A 21,914-nucleotide genomic window follows, 5' to 3' on the forward strand; every position below is an offset into this window, starting at 1 on the left:
CATGGCGCCCGCCGCGCACACGCCGCCCGGGCGCCGCCTGCTGCTGGTCAACCCCAACACCTCGGCCACCATCACCGAACGTCTGGCCCTGTCGGCCCGGCCCCATCTGCCCGCCGGCACCACGCTGACCGCGCTCACCGCCACCGAAGGCCCGGCGGCCGTGCGCTCGCCGGACCAACTCGCCGCAGCGGGCGCGCGCGTGCTGGCCATGGCCCAGGCGCACCAGGCCGATCACGATGCGGTCATCGTCGGCATTTCGCTCGATTGCGGACTGGCCGCCACGCGCGCCGCGCTGGCCCCGCGGCCGGTGCTGGGCATGACCGAAGCGGCCTGCCTGATGGCCAGCCTGAGCGGGCCGCGCTTTGCCCTGCTCACGCTCGGCGCGGCCATGGCCGACAGCTACCGGGACCACGTGCAGGCGCTGGGCTTCGGGCCGCGCCTGCTGGGCGTGGCCGCGCCCGAAGCCCCGGAGGCCTTCGGCGCGCCGGCCGCTGCCGTGCTGCCCCCGGTGCTGGACACCCTGACCGAGGCCGTGCGCCCGCTGTGCGCTGCGGGCGCCCACAGCGTGGTGCTGGCCGGGGCCGTGCTGTGCGGCTACGCCCCGGCGCTGAGCGAACGCCTGGGCCTGCCGGTGTTCGATGGCGTGGCTTGCGCCACCCGGCTGGTGCACACCCACTGGGCGCTGACCGCCGGTCAGCCCGCCAGCAGCCCGGCCTGCGCCTGAGCCCCCGGCGCGCGCCTCACCAGCCGAGGCCGATGTGCAGCGGCAGATAAACCGCCATGCCGGCGACGATGGTGCCCAGCACGCTGCGCCGCCACCAGAACCAGGCCACCCCGGCGGCGGTGGCGAACAGCCGCGCGTCCTGCCAGGTCCGCAAAAGTTCACCGTGCGTGGTCAGCACCTCAGGACCGATCACTGCGGCCAGCGCCGCGATCGGGGCGTATTGGAGGCCGCGCTGGGCCCAGTGCGGCAGCGTCCAGGGTTTGTTCGACAGGAAGAAGAAACCCCGCGTGATCACGGTCACGCCGCCCAGCAGCACGAAGGTCAGCAGGTTCCACGGATCGACATCAAGCATGCTGGTCTCCCGCGCCGCGCAGCGGCGTTTTCTCCAGCACCAGGCAGATCGCCACCGCTGCGGCGATCGCCACCAGGATATTGAGCTTGAGCGGCAGGGCCCAGGCCGCGACGGCGGCCGCGGCGGCGATGCCCGCCGACACGATGCGCAGCCGCGAACTGGCCAGCGAACACAGCACCCCCAGCAGCGCCAGGATGCCGGCGAACCCCAGACCCCAGGCCGGCGGAATGGCGTGCGCCAGGAAGATGCCGATCACGCTGGCCAGCATCCAGCACAGGTAATTGATCGCGCAGTTGCCCATCAGGTAGGCCTGCTGGCGCGCCACCTCCAGCGGCGTCTGGCCGGGCTTGGGATAACGGCGGGCGAAGAACACATAGCTCAGGTCGCCCGTCACGTAGCCCGAAACCAGGCGCCGCCAGCGCGGCAGGTGCATCAGGTAGGGCCGCAGGTGGGCGGAAAACACCACGAAGCGCAGGTTGACGCAGAAGGCCGCGGCCAGAATCACCCACAGCGGCGCGCCGGCCGCGATCATGGGCACCGAAGCGAGCTGCGCGCTGCCGGCGTAGACGATGAAGGTCATCAGCAGCGCCTCGGCCACCGACAGCCCCGACTGCACCATGGCCACGCCCGTCATCAGCCCCCAGGCCGAGATGCCCACGGCCACCGAGGCCTGGTCACGCACCCCTTCCCAGAACTCGGGATGCTTGCGGTGTTCGGGCAGATAGAACATCAGGCCGCTCCTGCCGGCGCCGCCGGCGCCGCGTCGAGCACCTGACCCGGCGCCAGCGCAAAACCGCGCAGGAAATCGGCCGCACCCAGGCGCTTGCCGCCAGCGCGCTGCAACGCGGTCAGCACCAGCACCCCGTCACCGGTCTGCACCCGCACCCCTTGGGCGTCGGCGGCCAGCACCTGGCCAAGTTGGCCCGCGCCCGTGCCCGCGCTTTCGGCGTGCGCCGCCCAGACCTTGACGGGTTCGCCGGCAAGCGCCGTGGCCCCGCCCGGAAACGGGTCGAAGGCGCGCACCCGCCGCGCCAGCACGGCCGCCGGCAAAGCCCAGTCCAGCGCCGCCTCGGCCTTTTCGATCTTGTGCGCATAGGTCACGCCTTCGGCGGGTTGCGGTACCGCGCGCAAGCCCCCGCAGGCCGCCAGTTCCAGCGCTTCGACGATCAGCCGTCCGCCCAGGTCGGCCAACCGGTCGTGCAGGCGCGCGGTGGTGTCGGTGGCGGCGATGGGCAGGCGCTCCATGAGCAGCATGTCGCCGGTGTCCAGCCCGGCGTCCATCTGCATGATGGTCACGCCGGTTTCGGCGTCGCCGGCCTCGATGGCCCGGTGGATGGGCGCCGCACCGCGCCAGCGCGGCAGCAGCGAGGCGTGGATGTTCAGGCAGCCGCGTGGCGGCGCGTCCAGCACCCATTGCGGCAGGATCAGGCCGTAGGCGGCGACGACCATGGCCTCGGCACCGGCCGCGTCGATCGCGGCGCGCGCGGCGGCCGCGTCTTCGGGGTACTTGCCATCCAGCCGCAGGCTGCGCGGCTGCGCCACCGCCATGCCCTGTTCGAGCGCGAACTGCTTGACCGGCGAAGCCTGCAGCTTCATGCCCCGGCCGGCGGGCCGGTCCGGCTGGGTCAGCACCAGGGGAACCTCGAAGCCCGCCGCCACCAGGCGCTCCAGCGCCACGCGGGCGAACGCGGGCGTGCCCGCAAAAACCAGTTTCATGAGGAGAAGGTCCGGAAGAGAGCCACCCGCGCTCAGGAGCGGCCGGGGGCGTCAGGGGATGCGTCGGGCATGGGCTCGTCGGCAAACACCACGCGCCGCACCACGCCGTCGGGATCGATGTGCACGTGCACCAGGCGCGGCAGGTTCACCGCCAGGAAGCGGTAGGTCCAGACGTCGCCCTGAAAGCGCGCCACCCGCTCGACCAGCGCCGGGCGGCCCAGGTGGAACAGCACGTCCTCGCGGCGCCAGCGGTCCACCGCGATGTGCTGCTCCAGCCATTCGGGCGTCATCACCTGTTCCCACTGGCGCAGCCGGCCGGCGGCATCCAGATCGAGGTTGTAGACCTGCTGACCACCAGGCTGGCGCGAATACTGCAGGCGGCGCCCGTCGGCCAGCGGGTACTCCGCGGTCGGCCGGCCCAGGCGCTGCTCGATGTCCGCACGCGGGGTGCCGGGCGCCAGGCGCTCGGGCATGCCGGCACATCCGGCCAGTCCGAGCAGGCTCAAAGCGACCAGCCCCAGCAGCCACCGCCGGATGTTCATGCGCGGGTGGCCTCCCGCTGGGCCTTGACCATCTTTGTCTTGATGCGCCCTTGCTTCAGCGGTGAGAGATATTCCACGAACACCTTGCCCATCAGGTGGTCCATCTCGTGCTGGATGCAGACCGCCAGCAGGCCCTCGGCCTCGATCACGCGGCTCTGGCCCGCGCCATCGAGCGCGCGCACCTTCACCGCGATCGAGCGCTCCACCCCGTCGTAGATGCCGGGCACCGACAGGCACCCCTCTTCGCCCTTGCGGGTTTCCGGGCTGGCCCACTCGATCACCGGGTTGATCAGCACCAGCGGCTGGTTGCGCTCTTCGCTCACGTCGATGACGACAAGCCGCTCGTGCACGTCCACCTGCGTCGCCGCCAGGCCGATGCCGTTGGCGTCGTACATGGTGGCGAGCATGCGCTCGATGAGCGCGCGGATGCGTTCGTCCACCGCCTGCACGGGCTGGGCCACGGTGTGCAGGCGCGGGTCGGGATAGCGGAGGATGGTCAGGAGCGGTGGAGCGGTCATACGGTATTCGCCCCCTTCGGCGGGGGTGTGCGGCGGCACGGCCTCGGGTGCAGAAGAGCCCGGAATGTGACGTCGGCAGGTGCTTTGTCGCTATTTTCGCCACTTTTCCCGGGGTGCGCAGCAAGGCTCCTTCTTAGACGTTGCCTAATCAAGGGCTTGGGCGCAAAATTGAAAGAGCTTTGTCAAGAAAAGTTACCAATCCGGCCTGCGCCTCCCTGCCGGGGGGCCGGGAACAAGGTAATTGCCCCAGGGGCCATCCATGCCATTGAACCAACGTCTGTCTTCCGCCCTGCAACCTCTGGCGTGCGCCGCCGCGCTGAGCCTGCTGTCCACGGGCATGGCCTGGGCGCAGAAGTACCCCATCACCCCGGCCCAGCGCGCCACCGCCAACCAGGTGGCCCAAGCCGGCGTGCCGCTGTCCGAACTGGCCCCCAATGCCCCCGACAGCTACACCATCAAGCGCGGCGACACGCTCTGGGCCATCTCCGGCGTGTTCCTCAAGAGCCCGTGGCGCTGGCCCGAACTCTGGGGAATGAACCTCGATGACATCCGCAACCCGCATCTGATCTTCCCCGGGCAAACGCTGTTCCTGATCACCGAAAACGGTCGCGCCCGGCTCAGCACGCGGCGCCCCGGTGGCGAAACCACGGTCAAGGTTTCGCCGCGCACCCGCTACGAAAGCCTGTCCGAATCGGCCATTCCGCCCATCAACCTGCAGGCGGTCGAGCCCTTCCTGACCGACCCCATCATCGTCGACGAAGCCACCTTCTCGCGCGCGCCGCGCATCGTGGCCACGCCGGAAAATCGCGTCCTGCTCAGCCTGGGCGACCGCGCCTACGCCCGCGCCCAGTATGGTGATGGCGACGACCCGAGCGCCACCGCCCTCAGCACCGCCGACGGCAAGCCGCGCCACTACCGCGTCTACCGCAACGCCACCCCGCTCAAGGACCCCGGCACCGGCGAAGTCCTCGGTTACGAGGCGCAGTACATCGGCAAGGCCTTCCTGGCGCGCTCGGAATCCCGCCAGCCCGCACCGGTCGAGCCGACCCCCGTCGTCAAACCCAAGGGCCCCGACGTCTACACCGCGTCCTACGGCGCCCAGCACAACATCGCGCGCGAACAGGTCGCCGACAAGCCGGTTGCCGCCCCCCAGCAGGCCGACGACGAGCTGGTGCCCGCCACCATCGACATCACCGCCGCCAAGGAAGAGATCCGCGTCGGCGACCGCCTGCTGCCCGAGCCGCCGCGCGAATTCCCGCACTACGTGCCGCATTCGCCCACCGTCGAACTCAAGGGCCAGATCGTCTCGGTCTATGGCAACGCGGTGCGTTTTGCCGGCCAGAACCAGATCGTCACCATCAACCGCGGCCGCCAGCATGGCGTCGAGCCCGGCACCGTGCTCGCGCTGGAGCGCGACACCAACACCTTCACCGACCGCACCGACGACAGCCGCCCGACGCTGCGCCTGCCGGGCGAGCGCAACGGCCTGATGATGGTGTTCCGCACCTTCGACCGGGTGTCCTACGCCGTCGTGCTGCAGATCGCCGACGGCGTGAAGGTGGGCGACCGCTTCACCAACCCCTGAGCATGCCCACCGGCGAGCTCGCCGCCTGGTTGCGGCTGCTGCTCACGCCCGGCGTCGGCCGCGACAGCGCCCGCAAGCTGTTGGCCGCGCTCGGGCCGCCCGAAACCATCTTTGCCCAAACCCGGCCGGTGCTGCATGCCGTGGTCGGCCCGCGCCTGGCTGAAGCCCTGCTCGTCGAGCCCGAGGGATTTGCCGATGCCCTCGCACAGCTCAAGGCCTGGCTGGACGCCGATCCCCAACGCCAACTCATCCCCCTGGGCGACCCGGCCTATCCGGCCGACCTGCTCGAAACCGCCGATCCCCCCGTGCTGCTGCATGCACTGGGCGATGCCAGCCTGATGCAGCATCCCCGGCGGCTCGCCATCGTGGGCAGCCGCAACCCCACGGCCCAGGGCGCCGACAACGCGCGCCAGTTCGCCCGTGCGCTGGGCGAGGCCGGCGTCTGTGTCGTCTCCGGGCTGGCGCTGGGTGTCGACGGTGCCGCCCACGAAGGCGCGCTCGATGCCGGTGCCCCGACCATTGCCGTGGTCGGCACCGGTCTGGACCGGGTCTACCCCAAACGCCATCTGGACCTGGCGCGCCGCATCGTCGCCCAACAGGGCCTCATCCTCAGCGAATACCCGCTGGGCACGCCGCCTCTGGCGCCCCACTTCCCCCTGCGCAACCGCCTTATCGCCGGGCTTTCGCAAGGCACGCTGGTGGTGGAAGCCGCGCTCCAGTCCGGCTCGCTCATCACCGCCCGCATGGCCGCCGAGCAGGGCCGCGAAGTTTTCGCCATTCCCGGCTCCATCCACTCGCCCCAGGCCCGGGGCTGTCACGCACTGATACGCCAAGGCGCCAAACTGGTCGAGTCCGCGCAGGACATCCTGGAAGACCTGCGCATCGCCACGCCCACAGCGCTGGCGCCAGCATCGGACGCCGACACCGCGACAGGGCCAGACGACCCGTTGCTGGCAGCACTGGGCTTCGACCCCGTGAGCCTGGATGCGCTGCAGGCACGCACCGGCCTGGACACCGCCACCCTGCAAACCCGTTTGCTGGAACTGGAACTCGACGGCTTGGTGGCCCGCCTGCCTGGCGGCCTGCTGCAACGCCTCGGCACGGCCTGACGCCGCCCTTCAGCAAGCGGATTCAGGCCAGCAAGCGCTCGGGGTTGGCGTCCAGCTTGGCCAGCGCGTCGCGCGTCGCACGCACCGTGAGCGTTTCCTCTTCGCTCGGCACCAGCAGCCCCGCCTGCAGGTAGGCGGCCACGCGGTTGACCTGGATGAGGAAGCAGCGCCCCGTGCCGGAGACGAACATGAACAACTGACCACGCTCACTGCGCCAGGCCAGTTGCACGTTGTTGAGCCGGCCGTTGTGGTCCAGCCCGAACCAGGTGCCGATCTGCAGCTCCACCGCCCAGGCGCGCATCGCCTCGTTCGGCTGGCTGCCACCCTGGCTGATCACCTCGATGTTGCTGGCATCCACGCCAGTGATCATCTCGATGCTGTCGTTGTCGAGATCGAGATCGCCCACACCGCTCTCAGGCAGGTAGTCCTCCAGATGGGCCAGCCGATCCGACAGCTTGTCCAGGCTCTCCTGCGGGATGACTTCGGTACGCGACATGAACGCATCGGCCAGCGTGTCGCTGACCGACTTGATGTGCTGATCCTGCAGACTGGCCGGAAACCCCAGCAGGCCCATGCCCTGCCGCAGGCGCTGCAGCAGGCCCGGCAACTGCTGGATCACGCGCGCCCGGTCGTTGCGGTTGGGCTTGGCACTGGCGGCCCACAGCAGGTCGGTCGCCACTTGCCGCAGGCCAGCCGTTTCCTCGTGCTTGACGCCGTACTTGACGCTCGCCACCGCCAGCACATCGACCCACACCTTGAACAGGAAATCGCGGATTTCGTCGCGCACGGGCACGTCGTTGAGCAGCTTGCGCAGCTCGATCGTGTACTGCACCGTGAGCGTTTCCTTCTGCTCCACCTGCTGCGCCACCGACACGAAGCGGCTCGCTGCGCCCTGCTCGCTCAAATGGGTGGCCAGGAATTTCTGGAACTCGTCCAGCACCAGCTGAAACACGCGGCGCCCCGTCTCGGGGTACTGCTCGATCACCTGCACGACGCGCTTGATCTCCGCCTCCAGCGCGGCCGAATTCACGCTGCTTTCAAACCCCATCACGCACGAGCCCATGCGGTCGATCAGCCGCCGCGCCGGGTGCTGCAGCGACCCGAAAAACTCCGGCTCGGCCAGCGCCACGCGCAGCACCGGGATCTGCAGACGGGCAAACCACACGCGCACGCTCGGCGGGATGCGCTCTTCGGCCAGGATGCTCTGGAACATCAGGGCCACCACTTCGATGATGGCTTTCTCCGACGGCGTGGCCGCCGCCTCCTTGAACTCCGCCGTGCGCTGGCGCAGATCGGACGCGGCCTTCTCGACGTGGGAAGCGTCCATCACATAGGCCATGCCGCGGCCGGAAGTCGTGGGCGTGGCCACCGGCTCGATCAGCACCGGCGCCGCCATGCGCAGGGCGTTGTCCAGGCGCGGCGACGGTTCGAGGATCTGGGTTGCTTCGAAATCGCTGCCCACCTTGTCGGCCAGCAGGCGCTTGAGCCGCCCCATCACACCCTGGGCACGCTGGCGCGCCCGTGCCAGCGGCGATGTGCTCGTCAGCAGACGGGTTTCGTCCTGAATCCCGCTGGCCATGCCCTGGCGGCTGCTCATTCCGCCATCCCGATTCGAGACACCACCGCTCCGGCCTGATACGGCCCCGCCGCCGGACGTACCAGCCTCCGACCCGCCCGAACCACCGCCACCCTCGCCGGCACCTCGGCCGGCTCCACTCGCACCCTGGCCACCGCTACCGCCGCCGGCAGAACCACCCCGGCCAGCCGACCCCGATGCGCCGGCCTCGGCCGCCTGCTCACCATCGGCCACCCGCATCGAGGGCAAAGGGGAACGGTTGCCAGGGGCGCGCTTGACCAGCGCCTGAAGGTCGATCTCCTTCATCACACCACTGGCCACCAGGAATTCGTTCGCGGCCTTGTAGGCGGCCAGCATGTGCTTGGCCAGCTCGGGCGCCAGCGCGTCCTGGATGAGTTGCCAGCCTTCGCGCGAGAGCGACAGGTTGAGCCACTGATCCACCAGAATGCGCGCCGTCACATCGGGCAGCAGCACATCGCCACGCGGCAGTTCCTGACGGCGCTCCAGGTGCTGGATGCGCAGGCGCAGTTCGTTCAGTTCGGTGGAGCACTGGTCCAGCACCCGCATCGCCAGGCGCGAGGCGAGGATCTGGTCGTCGATGGCGCCCTCGGCCACGAGTTCCAGCCGGGCCGGCGCCGAGAGCGACTGGCCGGACTGGCTGAAGCGCGGCAGCAAGGTCCGCTGGAGCGATTTTCGGGCGTTGTTGAGCCAGCTTGTCTGGTGCTGGCGGAAGTCCATCCAGGCGTCGCGGCGCTCCTGCATTTCGCGCGCCGGACCGACCTGCTCCATCAGCGAAGACAGCCGGGCATCACAGGCTTTGACCAGGTCGGGCAAGCACCGCCCGACGTGAACCACAAAGAGTTCCCGCGCCTGCTTCGCGAGTGAGGAGACGTGAGGATCGGGCGAAGACACAATTCGTTCAGTATGACACGAAAGGACTCATCCGAACGCCACGCGCCCGCGGGAGCCGCCGCGTTTTTCGCGGTTTCGGGTTACACCACCGCGCCCGCGTTCGGGTCGTCCTGATCGCCTTCCTTGCGGGACGATTTCACCAGGTCTTCGCGCTTGACACCCAGCCACATCGCGATGGCCGCCGCCACGAACACGGACGAATAGATGCCGAACAGAATGCCGATGGTCAGGGCCATGGCGAAGTAGTGCAGCGTCGGCCCACCGAACAACAGCATCGACACCACCATCATCTGGGTCGAGCCGTGCGTGATGATCGTGCGGCTGATGGTCGAAGTGATGGCATGGTCGATCACCTGCACCGACGTCATCTTGCGCTGCCGGCGGAACGCCTCGCGAATCCGGTCGAAGATCACCACCGACTCGTTGACCGAATAGCCCAGCACGGCCAGCACCGCCGCCAGCACCGCCAGCGAGAATTCCCACTGGAAGAAGGCGAAGAAGCCCAGGATGATCACCACGTCGTGCAGGTTGGCGATGATGGCCGACACCGCGTACTTCCACTCGAAGCGCATGGCCAGGTAAATCATGATCCCCAGAATCACCAGGCCCAGCGCCTTCAGGCCGTTCTGCACCAGCTCCTGCCCCACCTGCGGGCCCACGAACTCGGTGCGGCGCAACTCCACCGCCGGGTTCTGCGCCTTGAGCGCCGTCATCAGCTGCGCACTCTGCTCGCCCGAGGTCTTGCCCGCCTGCGGCGGCAGGCGCAGCAGCACGTCCTGCGAACTGCCGAAGTTCTGCACCGGCACTTCCAGGTAGCCCAGATCCTCGACCACCTTGCGCACGGCGTTCAGATCGGCCGGCTGCTCGTAGGCCACCTCCATGACGGTGCCGCCGGTGAACTCCACCGACAGGTGCAGCCCCCGCGTGACCAGGAAAAACACAGCAGCGGCAAACGTGATGAACGACACCGCATTGAGCACCAGCGCGTGGCGCATGAACGGAATGTCGCGACGGATACGGAAGAATTCCATGACCTGTTCCTTCTTGCTCAGTCGGCCTTGGCCACGGTATTGCCCTCAGACCCCGGGCGCCACACCGTGCCGATCGACACGCTCTTGAGCTTCTTCTTGCGGCCGTACCAGAGGTTCACCAGCCCGCGCGAGAACACCACGGCCGAGAACATGCTGGTCAGGATGCCGATGCAGTGCACCACGGCAAAACCCCGCACCGGGCCCGAGCCGAACAGCAGCAGCGCCACCCCGGCGATCAGCGAGGTGATGTTGGAATCCAGAATCGTGCCCCAGGCGTGCTCGTAGCCGGCGTTGATCGCCGTCTGTGGTGCCGAACCCCTGCGCAGCTCCTCGCGCACACGTTCGTTGATCAGCACGTTGGCATCGATGGCCATGCCCAGCGCCAGCGCCATGGCCGCGATGCCGGGCAGCGTCAGCGTGGCCTGCAGCATCGACAGAATGGCCACCAGCAACACCAGGTTGAACGCCAGCGCCAGGCTGGAGAACACCCCGAACAGCGCGTAGTACGCGCACATGAACACCACGATCGCGACAAAGCCCCAGATCAGGCTGTTGAACCCGCGTTCGATGTTTTCCTGGCCCAGGCTGGGGCCGATGGTGCGCTCTTCGATGATCTGCATCGGCGCCGCCAGCGAACCCGCGCGCAGCAGCAGCGCCGTGTCGTTGGCCTCCGCCGTGGTCATGGCCCCGGAAATCTGCACCCGCCCGCCGCCGATCTCGCCGCGAATCACCGGTGCCGTGACCACCTCGCCCTGCCCTTTCTCGAACAGGATGATGGCCATGCGCTTGCCCACGTTCTCGCGCGTGATGTCGCGGAACACGCGCGAGCCCTTGCTGTCCAGCGTCAGGTGCACAGCGGCCTGGTGGGAATCGTCGAACCCGGCCTGCGCATCGGTCAGGTTTTCGCCGGTCAGCAGCACATCGCGCTTGACGATGACCGCGCGGCCGCTGCGCTCCAGGTAGCGCTCCGAACCGAACGGCACCGGCCCGGTGCCGCGCTCGGCGGCCAGCCCGTCGGTGCTCTCGTCCACCATGCGCAGTTCCAGCGTGGCGGTGCGGCCCAGGATGTCCTTGGCCTTGGCCGTGTCCTGCACGCCCGGCAACTGCACCACGATGCGGTCGGCTCCCTGCTGCTGGATCACCGGCTCGGCCACACCGAGTTCGTTGATACGGTTGTGCAGCGTGGTGATGTTCTGCTTGAGGGCCTGGTCCTGAATCTGGCGCAGCGACTCGGGCCGCAGCGCCAGAACCAGCGACTGCGGGTTGGCCGGCGTGCCTTGCGGCACCGCCAGATCGGTCAGTTGCTGGCGCACCAGGTCTTCCACCGCCAGGCGCATGTTGTCGTCGGCCACGCGGACCTCGATCGACTGGCCGTTGCGCGAAATGCCGCTGTGGCGGATGCCCTTTTCACGCAGCGCCGTGCGCAGATCGGTCGCCAGCACATCCAGGCGCCGCTGCAGGGCCGCCGGCATGTCCACTTCCAGCATGAAGTGCACACCACCACGCAGATCCAGCCCCAGGTACATCGGGGCAGCGCCCAGGCTGGCCAGCCAGGCCGGCGTGCGCGGCAGCAGGTTCAGCGCCACCACGTAACCCGGGGCAGCCTGATCGGGGTTGAAGGTGCGCTCCAGCACGTCGCGGGCGCGGATCTGCGTGTCGGTGTCGTTGAAACGCACGCGCACCGAATTGCCGTCGAACTGCACCAGCGTCGGCTGGATGTTCGCGGCCGACAGCGCCGACTCCACCCGGCTCGTCGTGGTGCCGTCCACCTTCACCGTGGCCCGGGCCGACGAGACCTGCACCGCCGGCGATTCGCCGAACAGGTTGGGCAAGGCATAGATGAGGCCGACCAGCAGCGCCACCACGATGATGGCGTACTTCCACAGCGGATAACGGTTCATAAAGACAGGCCTTCCGGCACGCTAGAAACTTCGATCACTCAAACCACAGGGTCTGGTGGCACCCGGCCGATCTGCCGCACCGGGGCCCGGCTTGCGGCCCGCCCGGCACCGAAGCCGCGCCAGAGCGGGGAGCGCCGCACCGCGGCGCCAGGCACGCTGTTACTTGACCGTGCCCTTGGGCAGCACCTGCACCACGGCACTGCGCTGCATCTGGACTTCCACGCCATCGGCAAGTTCCACACCGACGTAGATTTCACCGATCTTGGACACCTTGCCCAGGAAACCGCCGGCCGTCACGACCTCGTCACCCTTGGCCAGGGCCTCGATCATGGCCTTGTGTTCCTTCTGGCGCTTCATCTGCGGGCGGATCATCACGAAATACAGCACCACGAACATCAGCACCAGCGGCAGCAGGCTCATCAGCGTGGAAGAGGTGTCGCCACCGGCGGCGGCCTGGGCGTAAGCGGAAGAAATGAACACGGCGAAAGTCTCCGGGTAGATCGAAAGAACGGACAGCCGACCTGAGCGGCGCGCCTTCCAGGCGGTCGCAAGCAGAAATCGGCCAAACGGCCATTGTATTCGGCGACCCGCTCAGGCCGCCCCGGCCCGGCGCTGTTCCCACAGCCAGACGTGGCGCACGATGTCGGGCAACGCCGGGTAGCGCGGTGCCCAGCCCAGCTCCGCCCGCGCCCGCCCGCTGTCCGCCACCAGCACGGGCGGGTCGCCCGCCCGCCGGGGCAGGTCTTCCCAGGCCACTGGCCGGCCCGTCACCTGCTCGACGGTGCGGATCACCTCGCGGATCGAGAAACCGTTGCCATTGCCCAGGTTGAACGCGGCCGAAGCGCCGCCAGCCACCAGCCGGTCCAGCGCCAGCAGGTGCGCGTCGGCCAGGTCTTGCACGTGCACATAGTCGCGGATGCAGGTGCCGTCGGGCGTGTCGTAATCCGTGCCAAACACGCCGATGGCTGGCCGCTGACCCGTCGCCACCTGCACCACCAGCGGAATCAGGTGCGTCTCCGGGTCGTGCCGTTCGCCGAGCAGGCCTTCCGGGTGGGCGCCCGCCGCGTTGAAATAGCGCAGTGCCACGTGCCGCAGCCCGTGCGCCCGGTCGCAGTCGGCCAGGATCTGTTCCACCATCCACTTGCTCCAGCCGTACGGATTCACCGGCTGGCGCGGATGCGCCTCGTCGATCGGGGTGTACACCGGGTCGCCGTAGGTGGCCGCGGTGGACGAAAAAATCAGGCGCAGCACCCCGTGCTCGACCATGGTCTCGATCAGGTTGACCGTGTTGCCCACGTTGTTGGCGTAGTAGCGCGCCGGCAGCCGCATCGACTCGCCCACCTGGATCGACGAGGCAAAGTGCAGCACCGCGTCGAACCGGTGGGCCGCGAACAGCGCCGACAGCGCCGCCCGATCAGCCAGATCGCCCCGCACCAGCGTGCCCGCCAGCACCGCGTCGGCATGGCCGCTGGAAAGGTTGTCGAACACCACCACCTCATGCCCGGCGCGCGCCAGACGCAGCACCATGTGCGAACCGATGTACCCCGCCCCGCCAACCACCAGCACCTTCATGCGTTCCCCGCCCACCGTTCTGTTCCTGAAGGGGCGGATGGTAGCGCGCAGCAAGGCCGGCAGGGCGTGACGGGAATGGGGCGTGCGACGCTGGATGCCCGCCTGCGCGGGCATGACGGGACTCGGGCTCGGGCTCGGGCTCGGGCTCGGGCTCGGGCTCGGGCTCGGGCTCGGGCTCGGGCTCGGGCTCGGGTGGCTGTGGCTGTGGCTGTGGCTGTGGCTGTGGCTGTGGCTGTGGCTGTGGCTGTGGCTGTGGCTGTGGCTGTGGCTGTGGCTGTGGCTGTGGCTGTGGCTGTGGCTGTGGCTGTGGCTGACAAGCATGCGTTGCTTCCGTGCACCCTTCGTCGTGATCGTGCGCCATGGCGTCATTCCCTCGAAAGCGGGAATCCAGAACATGGGCTCACACAGGCGCCGGAGCCCGCCTGCGCGGGCAGGCGGAAGCCCGAGCCGGAAAACTTGGTGTGGCGCACCTGCAGGCAGGCGTACACCAACCATTGCCCCCCGTCATGCCCGCGCAGGCGGGCATCCAGTGCTCATGCCAGATACGTCCTTCGATTCCGATCCGTCACGCCCGCAGGCGGGCATCCAGCGCGGCCCCCCTGACAATCCGAAAAAACTGTCAGGGAGTCTCACCATGCGCGAACGGCATCCCGCCGTCTATGTGCTGGCCAGCCAGCGCAACGGTACGCTCTACGTTGGCGTCACCAGTGGCCTGGTCCAACGCATCCACCAGCACCGCCACGAACTGACCGGGGGTTTCACGCAGCGTTATGGCGTGCACCAGTTGGTGTATTTCGAACCGCACGGCACCATGGAAGCGGCCATCACGCGGGAAAAGCAGCTCAAAAAATGGCGCCGGGCCTGGAAGCTCGCGCTGATCGAGTCCGTCAATCCCGAATGGCGGGACCTGTGGCCTGATCTGCTGGGGTAGCGCCCCCTGGATGCCCGCCTGCGCGGGCATGACGGCTATTCAACCGCCAGAGCAGGCCCCGGAACCGCTGGATGCCCGCCTGCGCGGGCATGACGGGGCACGGGCGTGCTGATCTGCGCGATATACCTGCCTGCGCGCCCCTGCACCCTGCACCCTGCACCCTGCACCCTGCACCCTGCACCCTGCACCCTGCACCCTGTGCCCTGTGCCCTGTGCCCTGTGCCCTGTGCCCTGTGCCCGATACGGCATGGCCGAGCCACCTCGGTCCACCTTCACAGACAGGGCGCACTGGAAATGCATGAACCACCGGGCCGTCATTCCCGCGCAGGCGGGAATCCAGAACGTGGACCCACCCAGGCGCTGGATGCCCGCCTGCGCGGGCATGACGGTGCACAGGCGTGATCTGCGCGATGCACCCGCCTGCGCAGCCATGACGGCGGATGTGGCGTGCTGTGCGGCGCGACGTACCCGCCTGCGCGGGCAGACGCAGCGCCGTTACGCGGCGCGCACGCGCTTGACTTCCGCTCGGCCTTCCCAACGGGCCAGCAGTGCCTCGCGGCGGATCATGGCGGCGGCCAGGTGGCGTTCCTTCACGTGGCCATAGCCGCGGATCTGTTCGGGCAGGCTGGCGATTTCCAGCGCTACCGGGTGGTTGTCGGCGTTGAGTGTGCCCAGCAGCGACTCCACGTCGGCACGGTATTGCGCGATCAGATCTCGCTCGGTGCGGCGCTCGTCGGTGCGGCCGAACGGGTCCAGCGCGGTGCCCCGCAGGCCCTTGAACTTCGCCAGCAGACCCATGGCCTTGAGCATCCAGGGGCCGTAGGTCTGTTTGATCAGCTCGCCCTTGGCATTCTTCTTCGCGAACAGCGGCGGCGCCAGGTGCATCTGCAGGCGGTAGTCGCCCTCGAACTGTGCGGCGATCTGGGCGTGGAACGCCGGGTCGCTGTGCAGGCGGGCCACTTCGTACTCGTCCTTGTAGGCCATGAGCTTGAACAGGTAGCGCGCCACCGCTTCGCTCAGACTGGTCTTGCCCAGGCGGCTTTCGGCCTGGCGCACCCGTTCGACAAACGCCTTGTAGGTGTCGGCGTAGGCGGCGTTCTGGTAGCCGGTGAGGAATGCCACGCGCCGCGCCACCAGGTCTTCCAGCGTGTCGCGCTTCTTGAACTGGATCACCTGCGCCCCGGCCGCCGGCGCCAGCAGCGCGGCCACGGCCTGGGCATCGTGCGCGGCGCGGCGGCCCCATTCGAAAGCCTGCTTGTTCTTGTCGACCTGCACGTTGTTGAGCTCGATGGCGCGCATCAGCGCGGCCAGCCCCAGCGGCACCCAGCCGCGCTGCCAGGCGTAGCCCAGCATCATGGGGTTGGTGTAGATGGAATCGCCCATCAGGCGCGCGGCGGCGGCCTCGGCGTCGAAGCGGCCCACCGCCTCGTCACCCAGCACTTGCACCAGCGAATCCACACAACCCTGCGCCGGGTTCTGCCATTCGGTGTTCTTCACGAACGCCGCCGTGGGCGTGGCGCTGGTGTTCAGCGCCACGTGGCTGCGGCCGGCGCGCAGGCGCTGCAGGGTTTCCTTGCCCGCCGCCACGATCGGGTCGCAGCCGATGACCAGGTCGGCCGACGCCGCGCCCACGCGCGTGGTGCGGATGTGGTCCTGGCTGGCGCCGATGAGCACGTGGCTCCAGGTGGCGCCACCCTTTTGCGCCAGGCCCGCCGCGTCCTGCGTGACGATGCCCTTGCCTTCGATGTGCGCGGCCATGCCCAGCAACTGGCCGATGGTGATCACACCCGTGCCGCCCACGCCGGCCACCACGATGCCCCAGGCGTCGGCGCCCAGCGCCGGCAAGGCCGGTTCGGGCAGCGCACCGCCCGTCCATTCGGCGCCGGCACCCTTCGGGTCCTTCTTGCGCAGTTGCCCGCCCTGCACGGTCACGAAGCTCGGGCAGAAGCCCTTCACGCAGGAAAAGTCCTTGTTGCAGGTGCTCTGGTTGATGCGGCGCTTGCGGCCGAATTCGGTCTCCAGCGGCTCCACGCTCAGGCAGTTGCTCTGCACACCGCAGTCGCCACAGCCTTCACACACCAGCTCGTTGATGACCACGCGCTTGTCCGGCTCGGCCATCGTGCCGCGCTTGCGGCGGCGGCGCTTTTCGGTGGCGCAGGTCTGGTCGTAGATGATGACCGTGGTGCCGGTGATCTCGCGGAACTCGCGCTGCACCGCGTCCAGCGTGTCGCGGTGCTGGATGGCGATGCCCGCCGGCAGACCCGTCACGCCCGCGTACTTCTCGGGCTCGTCGGTGACGATGGTGATCTTCACCGCCCCCTCGGCGCGCATGCTCTGCGCGATCTGCACCACGCTGTGCCCTTCGGGCCGCTCGCCCACCTGCTGGCCGCCGGTCATGGCCACAGCGTCGTTGTAGAGGATCTTGTAGGTGATGTTCACCCCGGCCGCGATGCTCTGGCGCACCGCCAGGATGCCGCTGTGGAAGTAGGTGCCGTCGCCCAGGTTGGCGAAGATGTGCTGCTCGTTCACGAACGGCTGCTGCCCGGCCCAGGGCACGCCCTCACCGCCCATCTGGGTGAAGCCGACGGTGTCGCGGTCCATCCAGATGCTCATGAAATGGCAGCCAATGCCGGCCATGGCGCGCGAGCCTTCGGGCACCTTGGTGCTGGTGTTGTGCGGGCAGCCGCTGCAGAACCAGGGCTGGCGGTTGGCGTCGGCCGACGCGCCGGCCAGCAGCGTCTGGGTGGAGCGTTCCTGCGCGTCCAGGATCGCCAGTTGCGCGTCGATGCGCGCTTCGATGTCCTGCGGAATGCCCAGCTTCTTCAGGCGCCGGGCGATGGCGCGCGCAATCAGCGCGGGCGACAGGTCGGCGTTGGCGCGCAGCAGCGTGTGTCCGCTCGGGTTCGGGCGGCTCCACTCGCCGCCGCTGTAGTCGCCCTCGACCTCGTCGAACTTGCCCAGCACATTGGGCCGCACGTCGGGCCGCCAGTTGTACAGCTCTTCCTTGAGCTGGTATTCGATGACCTGGCGCTTTTCTTCCACCACCAAAATTTCGCGCAGCCCGGTCGCGAATTCGCGCGTGATGCTGGCCTCCAGCGGCCACACCACGTTCACCTTGTGCAGTCGGATGCCCAGTTGCTGGCAGGTGGCGTCGTCCAGGCCCAGGTCGATCAGCGCCTGGCGCGTGTCGTTGAAGGCCTTGCCGCTGGCGATCAGGCCCAGCCGGTCGTGCGGCCCGGCGATCACGTTGTGGTTCAGCCGGTTGGCGCGCACATAGGCCAGCGCCGCGTACCACTTGTAATCGAACAAGCGCGCTTCCTGTTCCAGCGCGGCGTCGGGCCAGCGGACGTGCAGGCCGCCCGGCGGCATCTCGAATTCGGGCACCACGATCTGCACCCGGTTCGGGTCGATCTCGGCCGTGGCGCTGGACTCCACGATCTCCTGGATCGTCTTCATGCCCGTCCACACGCCGCTGAAACGGCTCATGGCAAACGCATGGATGCCCAGGTCCAGAATGTCCTGCACCGTGGCCGGAAAGAACACCGGCAGGCCGCAGGCCTTGAAGATGTGGTCGCTCTGGTGCGCGGCGGTGGAACTCTTGGCCACGTGGTCGTCACCCGCCACCGCAATCACCCCGCCCCAGGGCGTGGTGCCGGCCATGTTGGCGTGCTTGAACACGTCGGAACAGCGGTCCACACCCGGCCCCTTGCCGTACCAGATGCCGAACACGCCGTCGAATTTGTTGCTGCCCTTGGGCGCAAACCCCAGTTGCTGCGTGCCCCAGATCGCGGTGGCGGCCAGTTCCTCGTTGACCCCCGGCTGGAACACGATGTTCTGCGCCTTGAGGTAGCTGCTGGCCTTCTGCAGCGCCTGGTCGTAACCGCCCAGCGGCGAGCCCCGGTAACCGCTGATGAAGCCCGCCGTGTTCTTGCCGACCAGGGCGTCGCGCTGGCGCTGCAGCATGGGCAGCTTCACCAGCGCCTGCACCCCGCTCATGAACGCGCGGCCGTGGTCCAGGGAATATTTGTCGTCCAGCGTGACGGTTTCGAGCGCTTTGCGGACGTGCTCGGGCAGTGGGGCGTTCATGTTGTCTCCTGCGTGGGGTAGGTCGCCTTGTGGGCGGCTCTGCTGAAAAGGCCATCCGCCGCGTTGGCAGGCAGCCCAAGTGCCAGCCAGTGTAGGGCCGCCCCGCTGACAGGTGTTTGCTTTTCGTGCCCGGATTCGGGTTATCCAAGAAAGGATATTGCTGGTTTGCGGGGAAAATTGGCGTAAACACCAATGAATCCGCCAGCATTTACCTGCCCATCATGCCTTTGGACACGCCCCTCCGTCATGCCCGCGAAGGCGGGCATCCAGGTGCTGGGGCTGGATTCCCGCCTGCGCGGGAATGACGAGCGGCCGCACACGGGAATGCCCGCGTTGGGCGCATGCCCCATCGCCGCCATGCCCAAGAAGAGTCATCACACCCGGACACACCCTTCCGTCACACCCGGACACACCCTTCCGTCACACCCGGACACACCCTTCCGTCATGCCCGGACACACCCTTCCGTCATGCCCGCGCAGGCGGGCATCCAGGGTGCTGGCACTGGATTCCCGCCTGCGCGGGAATGACGATGCTCACCCGCACCACGTGCCCCCTCACGCCACCCATACCACCTGCACCACCTGCACGTTCCCACGCCCCCTTCCCTCCCCGCCCCAGCCCCATGACCACCCTCGACAAATTTGATCTCGCCATCCTTCACGAACTGCAGGCCGACGGGCGGCTGACCAATGCCGAGTTGGCCAACCGGGTCGGGCTTTCGGCTGCGCCCTGCTGGCGGCGGGTGCGGGCGCTGGAAGAGGCCGGCTTCATCATCGGGTACCGGGCCGTGCTCGACCGGCAGAAGATCGGCCTGGGGGCGCTGGCCTTCGTGCGGCTTGACGCCGAGCGCAACACCGGCGACGCGCTGGCCGCCATGGAAAAGGCCATCCAGCACATTCCCGAAGTGATCGCCTGCCACTACATCAGCGGCTCCGGCACCTTCGAGCTGCAAGTGGTCTGCGCCGACCTCACCGAATTCAGCCGCTTCGCGCGCGAGGTGCTCATCAACCTGCCCAACGTCAAAGACCTGCACACCAGCTTCTCGCTCGGCGAGGTCAAGGCCGGCGGCGCGCTGCCGCTCGGGCACCTGGCTTCGGCCGGCTCGCCGTGACGCCAGTGCGGGAAATGAAACCGTTTTTGCTACCCCCCAGGTGATTCATTTGTAACGTTACGTGCATGGCGCCGCACCGGCACGGTTCGTCGTGAACTTTGTCACGCAGAATCCCCTGAAGCCCTCCCGACAGCCCCCTCGCCATACACATTCCATTACCTTTTGATGTTCCGGCTGCCCCACGCAGGGGCCAGTGTCGCCAGGAGGGAAAACATCCGTTAACAAATGCACTCCTCATGGACGAACGACCCGGGCGCCACTCGGGTAGAACCTACAATTCCGCGCACCATTTGCGTGCGAATGGTGTTCGGTCACGAACGGGGGGAACGGTTATTGCGTTGGGTGCTCTGGTCTATCGCTGCCACAGCCCTGTGGCAGCGGTGCTCCCTGGCTTGGCCAGGAAGATTTGAAGGAGGGAGGCCTGTGAGCCCACACCACGCACAAGCCCATCGGGCTGGCACACACCTGTCAATGTCATTGGCTCCGTTCACCCTGCGCGCGGTGACGGCATCCGCCTGTTTATCGCACCGCACGCGCTCGCGCCGCTGTTGGTCATGAGTCTGCTCAACACCCCGCCGGCGCATCTGGTTGCCGACGCCATCGCCGCACCCGATGGCGCCCCCGCCAGCGTCACCCCCCTGCGCAATGAACAAGACCTGGCCTGCGCGCTCGCGCCGTGGCAGCGCGTGGCCGAACGCCAGCGCTGGGTCAAACCCATCCTGCTGCTGACCGACCTGGCGGTCATGTGGCTGTGCTTCCTGGCCGGGCGCGTGCCCGCGTGGATCCGCGACGACATGAGCTTCTGGGCCGCCATGGACGTCTGGTGGACCGACCACGGCCAACTGCGCATCGCCCTCTTTCTGGCGCTCTCGCTCGCCATCGTGCTCTGGTGCGGTGCCGCCAAAGGCCACTACACCGCAGCCCGGCGCAAACCCTGGTGGGACGAGGCGCGCGACGTGTTCCTCATCGTCGGCCTCGCCGCCATGACCGACGCGCTGGTGCTCTACCTGGGCAAGTGGCAACTTTCGCGCCTGTGGACCGGCGTGAGCTGGACACTCATCCTGCTGCTGCTGCCGCTGGCCCGCCTGGCCGTGCGGCAGCGCCTGCTGCGCGTCGGCCTGCTGGCGCAGCCCTATGTGCTGGTCGGCCGCCCCGAAGACCTGCCCCTGGCCGCCGCCGCCCTGGCCAGCGAACCCCTGATGGGCTACACCCCCGTGGCCGCCGTCGGCCCCGACGCCGCCCCCGGGCAAGCCAGCGGCCACCTGATCAAGCTCGGTAGCCGCACGCTGGCGCCCACCCCACTCACCCCCGGCGTGCGCGCCTTCCTCAGCCGGCCCGGCCCCTACCAGGTGGTGATCGTGCTGGGTGAGAACCAGGGCCCCTGGCTGCGCGACCTCACGCAGGAGCTGATGCTCACGCGCGACGACGTCATCATCATCCCCGCGCTCAGCGGCCTGCCCATGCTGGGCATGGAGGTCTCGCACTTCTTCAGCCACGAAGTGCTGCTGCTGCGGGCGCGCAACAACCTGCACCGGCGGGCGCCGCAGCTCGTCAAACGCGCGGTCGACATCGTGCTGGCTTCGCTGCTGATCGTGCTGCTGGCACCGTTGCTGGCCGTGGTGGCCTGGATGATCAAGCGCCAGGACAGCGGCCCCGTCTTCTTCGTCCAGCCGCGCGTGGGCCTGGGCGGGCGCGAATTTCCGTTCATCAAGTTCCGCAGCATGGTGCTGAACGCCGACGCCGCGCTGGAAGAATGGAAGGACTCCCACCGCGACCTGTGGGAAACCTACCGCGCCAACAACTTCAAACTTGCCGACGACCCCCGCGTCACACCCGTGGGCCGCTGGATCCGCCGCACCAGCATCGACGAGCTGCCCCAGCTCTTCAACGTGCTGCGGGGCCACATGAGCCTGGTCGGCCCGCGCCCCCTGCTCGCCCGCGAACTGCCCGACTACGGCCCCGCCATCAGCACCTACGGCCAGACCCGCCCGGGCATCACCGGGCTCTGGCAGATCAGCGGCCGCAGCAACAGCACCTTTCAGCACCGCATTGCCATGGACCTCTGGTACGTGCGCAACTGGTCACTCTGGTACGACATCGTGATCCTTCTTCGCACCGTGCGCGTCGTGGCCAGGCAGGAGGGCGCCGTCTGAGCCAGCGCCACGGCGCCACCCCACTCGCCATTCCCGCAGAAGCAAGAATCCCCAACCGTCATCCCCGCCAAAGCAGGCCCCCAACCGTCATTTC

Annotated in this window: 17 protein-coding genes; 6 read left to right on the top strand and 11 right to left on the bottom strand. The window is 68.3% G+C overall.

From position 1 onward, the window contains the following. Position 1: 1 nt before the first annotated feature. Positions 2–724: an aspartate/glutamate racemase family protein gene (locus L0977_RS07105; RefSeq protein ID WP_234264161.1), complete on the top strand. Its 723-nt coding sequence runs from the start codon at positions 2–4 to the stop codon at positions 722–724. 16 nt (positions 725–740) lie between these two features. Here L0977_RS07105 and L0977_RS07110 read toward each other — a convergent pair whose 3' ends face one another. Genes L0977_RS07110 through def form a run of 5 tightly spaced genes read right to left on the bottom strand, consistent with a single transcriptional unit; the run spans position 741 to position 3,852 of the window. After that, positions 741–1,076: an AzlD domain-containing protein gene (locus L0977_RS07110; RefSeq protein WP_234264162.1), complete on the bottom strand. Its 336-nt coding sequence runs from the start codon at positions 1,074–1,076 to the stop codon at positions 741–743. After that, positions 1,069–1,806, bottom strand: coding sequence for an AzlC family ABC transporter permease (locus tag L0977_RS07115; protein ID WP_234264163.1), 738 nt, complete (start codon positions 1,804–1,806; stop codon positions 1,069–1,071). Before L0977_RS07115 ends, L0977_RS07110 begins: the two co-directional genes overlap by 8 nt. After that, positions 1,806–2,792 carry a methionyl-tRNA formyltransferase gene (gene fmt, locus L0977_RS07120; protein ID WP_234264164.1) on the bottom strand — a complete coding sequence of 329 codons (987 nt, stop codon included), beginning with the start codon at positions 2,790–2,792 and terminating at the stop codon, positions 1,806–1,808. Before fmt ends, L0977_RS07115 begins: the two co-directional genes overlap by 1 nt. Before the next feature lie 32 nt (positions 2,793–2,824). Further along, positions 2,825–3,334 (bottom strand): hypothetical protein, encoded by a 510-nt coding sequence (locus L0977_RS07125; RefSeq protein ID WP_234264165.1) that lies wholly within the window; start codon positions 3,332–3,334, stop codon positions 2,825–2,827. After that, complete coding sequence (def, locus tag L0977_RS07130) at positions 3,331–3,852, bottom strand: peptide deformylase (protein WP_234264166.1); 522 nt, start codon at positions 3,850–3,852, stop codon at positions 3,331–3,333. Before def ends, L0977_RS07125 begins: the two co-directional genes overlap by 4 nt. A gap of 259 nt (positions 3,853–4,111) precedes the next feature. On the opposite strand from def, the gene L0977_RS07135 reads away from it, so the two are divergent. Both L0977_RS07135 and dprA read left to right on the top strand, forming a co-directional pair. Next, the gene (locus tag L0977_RS07135; RefSeq protein WP_234264167.1) at positions 4,112–5,437 is read left to right on the top strand and encodes a LysM peptidoglycan-binding domain-containing protein; all 1,326 of its coding nucleotides are present in this window, start codon (positions 4,112–4,114) and stop codon (positions 5,435–5,437) included. A gap of 2 nt (positions 5,438–5,439) precedes the next feature. Further along, complete coding sequence (dprA, locus tag L0977_RS07140) at positions 5,440–6,546, top strand: DNA-processing protein DprA (RefSeq protein WP_234264168.1); 1,107 nt, start codon at positions 5,440–5,442, stop codon at positions 6,544–6,546. Positions 6,547–6,568: 22 nt separating this feature from the next. Here dprA and L0977_RS07145 read toward each other — a convergent pair whose 3' ends face one another. The 5 genes from L0977_RS07145 to galE form a co-directional block, all read right to left on the bottom strand. Continuing rightward, complete coding sequence (locus L0977_RS07145) at positions 6,569–9,034, bottom strand: DUF1631 family protein (protein ID WP_234264169.1); 2,466 nt, start codon at positions 9,032–9,034, stop codon at positions 6,569–6,571. 80 nt (positions 9,035–9,114) lie between these two features. Continuing rightward, positions 9,115–10,065: a protein translocase subunit SecF gene (gene secF, locus L0977_RS07150; RefSeq protein WP_234264170.1), complete on the bottom strand. Its 951-nt coding sequence runs from the start codon at positions 10,063–10,065 to the stop codon at positions 9,115–9,117. Between the two features lie 17 nt (positions 10,066–10,082). Continuing rightward, on the bottom strand, positions 10,083–11,966 hold the full coding sequence (gene secD, locus L0977_RS07155; RefSeq protein ID WP_234264171.1) for a protein translocase subunit SecD: 1,884 nt from the start codon (positions 11,964–11,966) through the stop codon (positions 10,083–10,085). 159 nt (positions 11,967–12,125) lie between these two features. Continuing rightward, entirely contained in the window at positions 12,126–12,446 is a 321-nt protein-coding gene (gene yajC / locus L0977_RS07160; protein ID WP_234264172.1) for a preprotein translocase subunit YajC, read from the bottom strand. A gap of 111 nt (positions 12,447–12,557) precedes the next feature. Further along, entirely contained in the window at positions 12,558–13,538 is a 981-nt protein-coding gene (galE, locus tag L0977_RS07165; protein ID WP_234264316.1) for a UDP-glucose 4-epimerase GalE, read from the bottom strand. 82 nt (positions 13,539–13,620) lie between these two features. On the opposite strand from galE, the gene L0977_RS25550 reads away from it, so the two are divergent. Beyond that, complete coding sequence (locus L0977_RS25550; RefSeq protein WP_234264173.1) at positions 13,621–14,469, top strand: GIY-YIG nuclease family protein; 849 nt, start codon at positions 13,621–13,623, stop codon at positions 14,467–14,469. 495 nt (positions 14,470–14,964) lie between these two features. On the opposite strand, the gene L0977_RS07175 is transcribed toward L0977_RS25550, so the two are convergent. Further along, entirely contained in the window at positions 14,965–18,555 is a 3,591-nt protein-coding gene (locus L0977_RS07175) for an indolepyruvate ferredoxin oxidoreductase family protein (protein WP_234264174.1), read from the bottom strand. A gap of 623 nt (positions 18,556–19,178) precedes the next feature. On the opposite strand from L0977_RS07175, the gene L0977_RS07180 reads away from it, so the two are divergent. Next, positions 19,179–19,667 (top strand): Lrp/AsnC family transcriptional regulator, encoded by a 489-nt coding sequence (locus tag L0977_RS07180; RefSeq protein ID WP_234264175.1) that lies wholly within the window; start codon positions 19,179–19,181, stop codon positions 19,665–19,667. Between the two features lie 554 nt (positions 19,668–20,221). Then, positions 20,222–21,820: an undecaprenyl-phosphate galactose phosphotransferase WbaP gene (wbaP, locus tag L0977_RS07185; protein WP_234264176.1), complete on the top strand. Its 1,599-nt coding sequence runs from the start codon at positions 20,222–20,224 to the stop codon at positions 21,818–21,820. The last annotated feature ends 94 nt before the right edge of the window (positions 21,821–21,914 follow it).

The organism is Hydrogenophaga sp. NFH-34, from assembly GCF_021401345.1.
GTDB classification, from domain to species: domain Bacteria; phylum Pseudomonadota; class Gammaproteobacteria; order Burkholderiales; family Burkholderiaceae_C; genus Hydrogenophaga; species Hydrogenophaga electricum.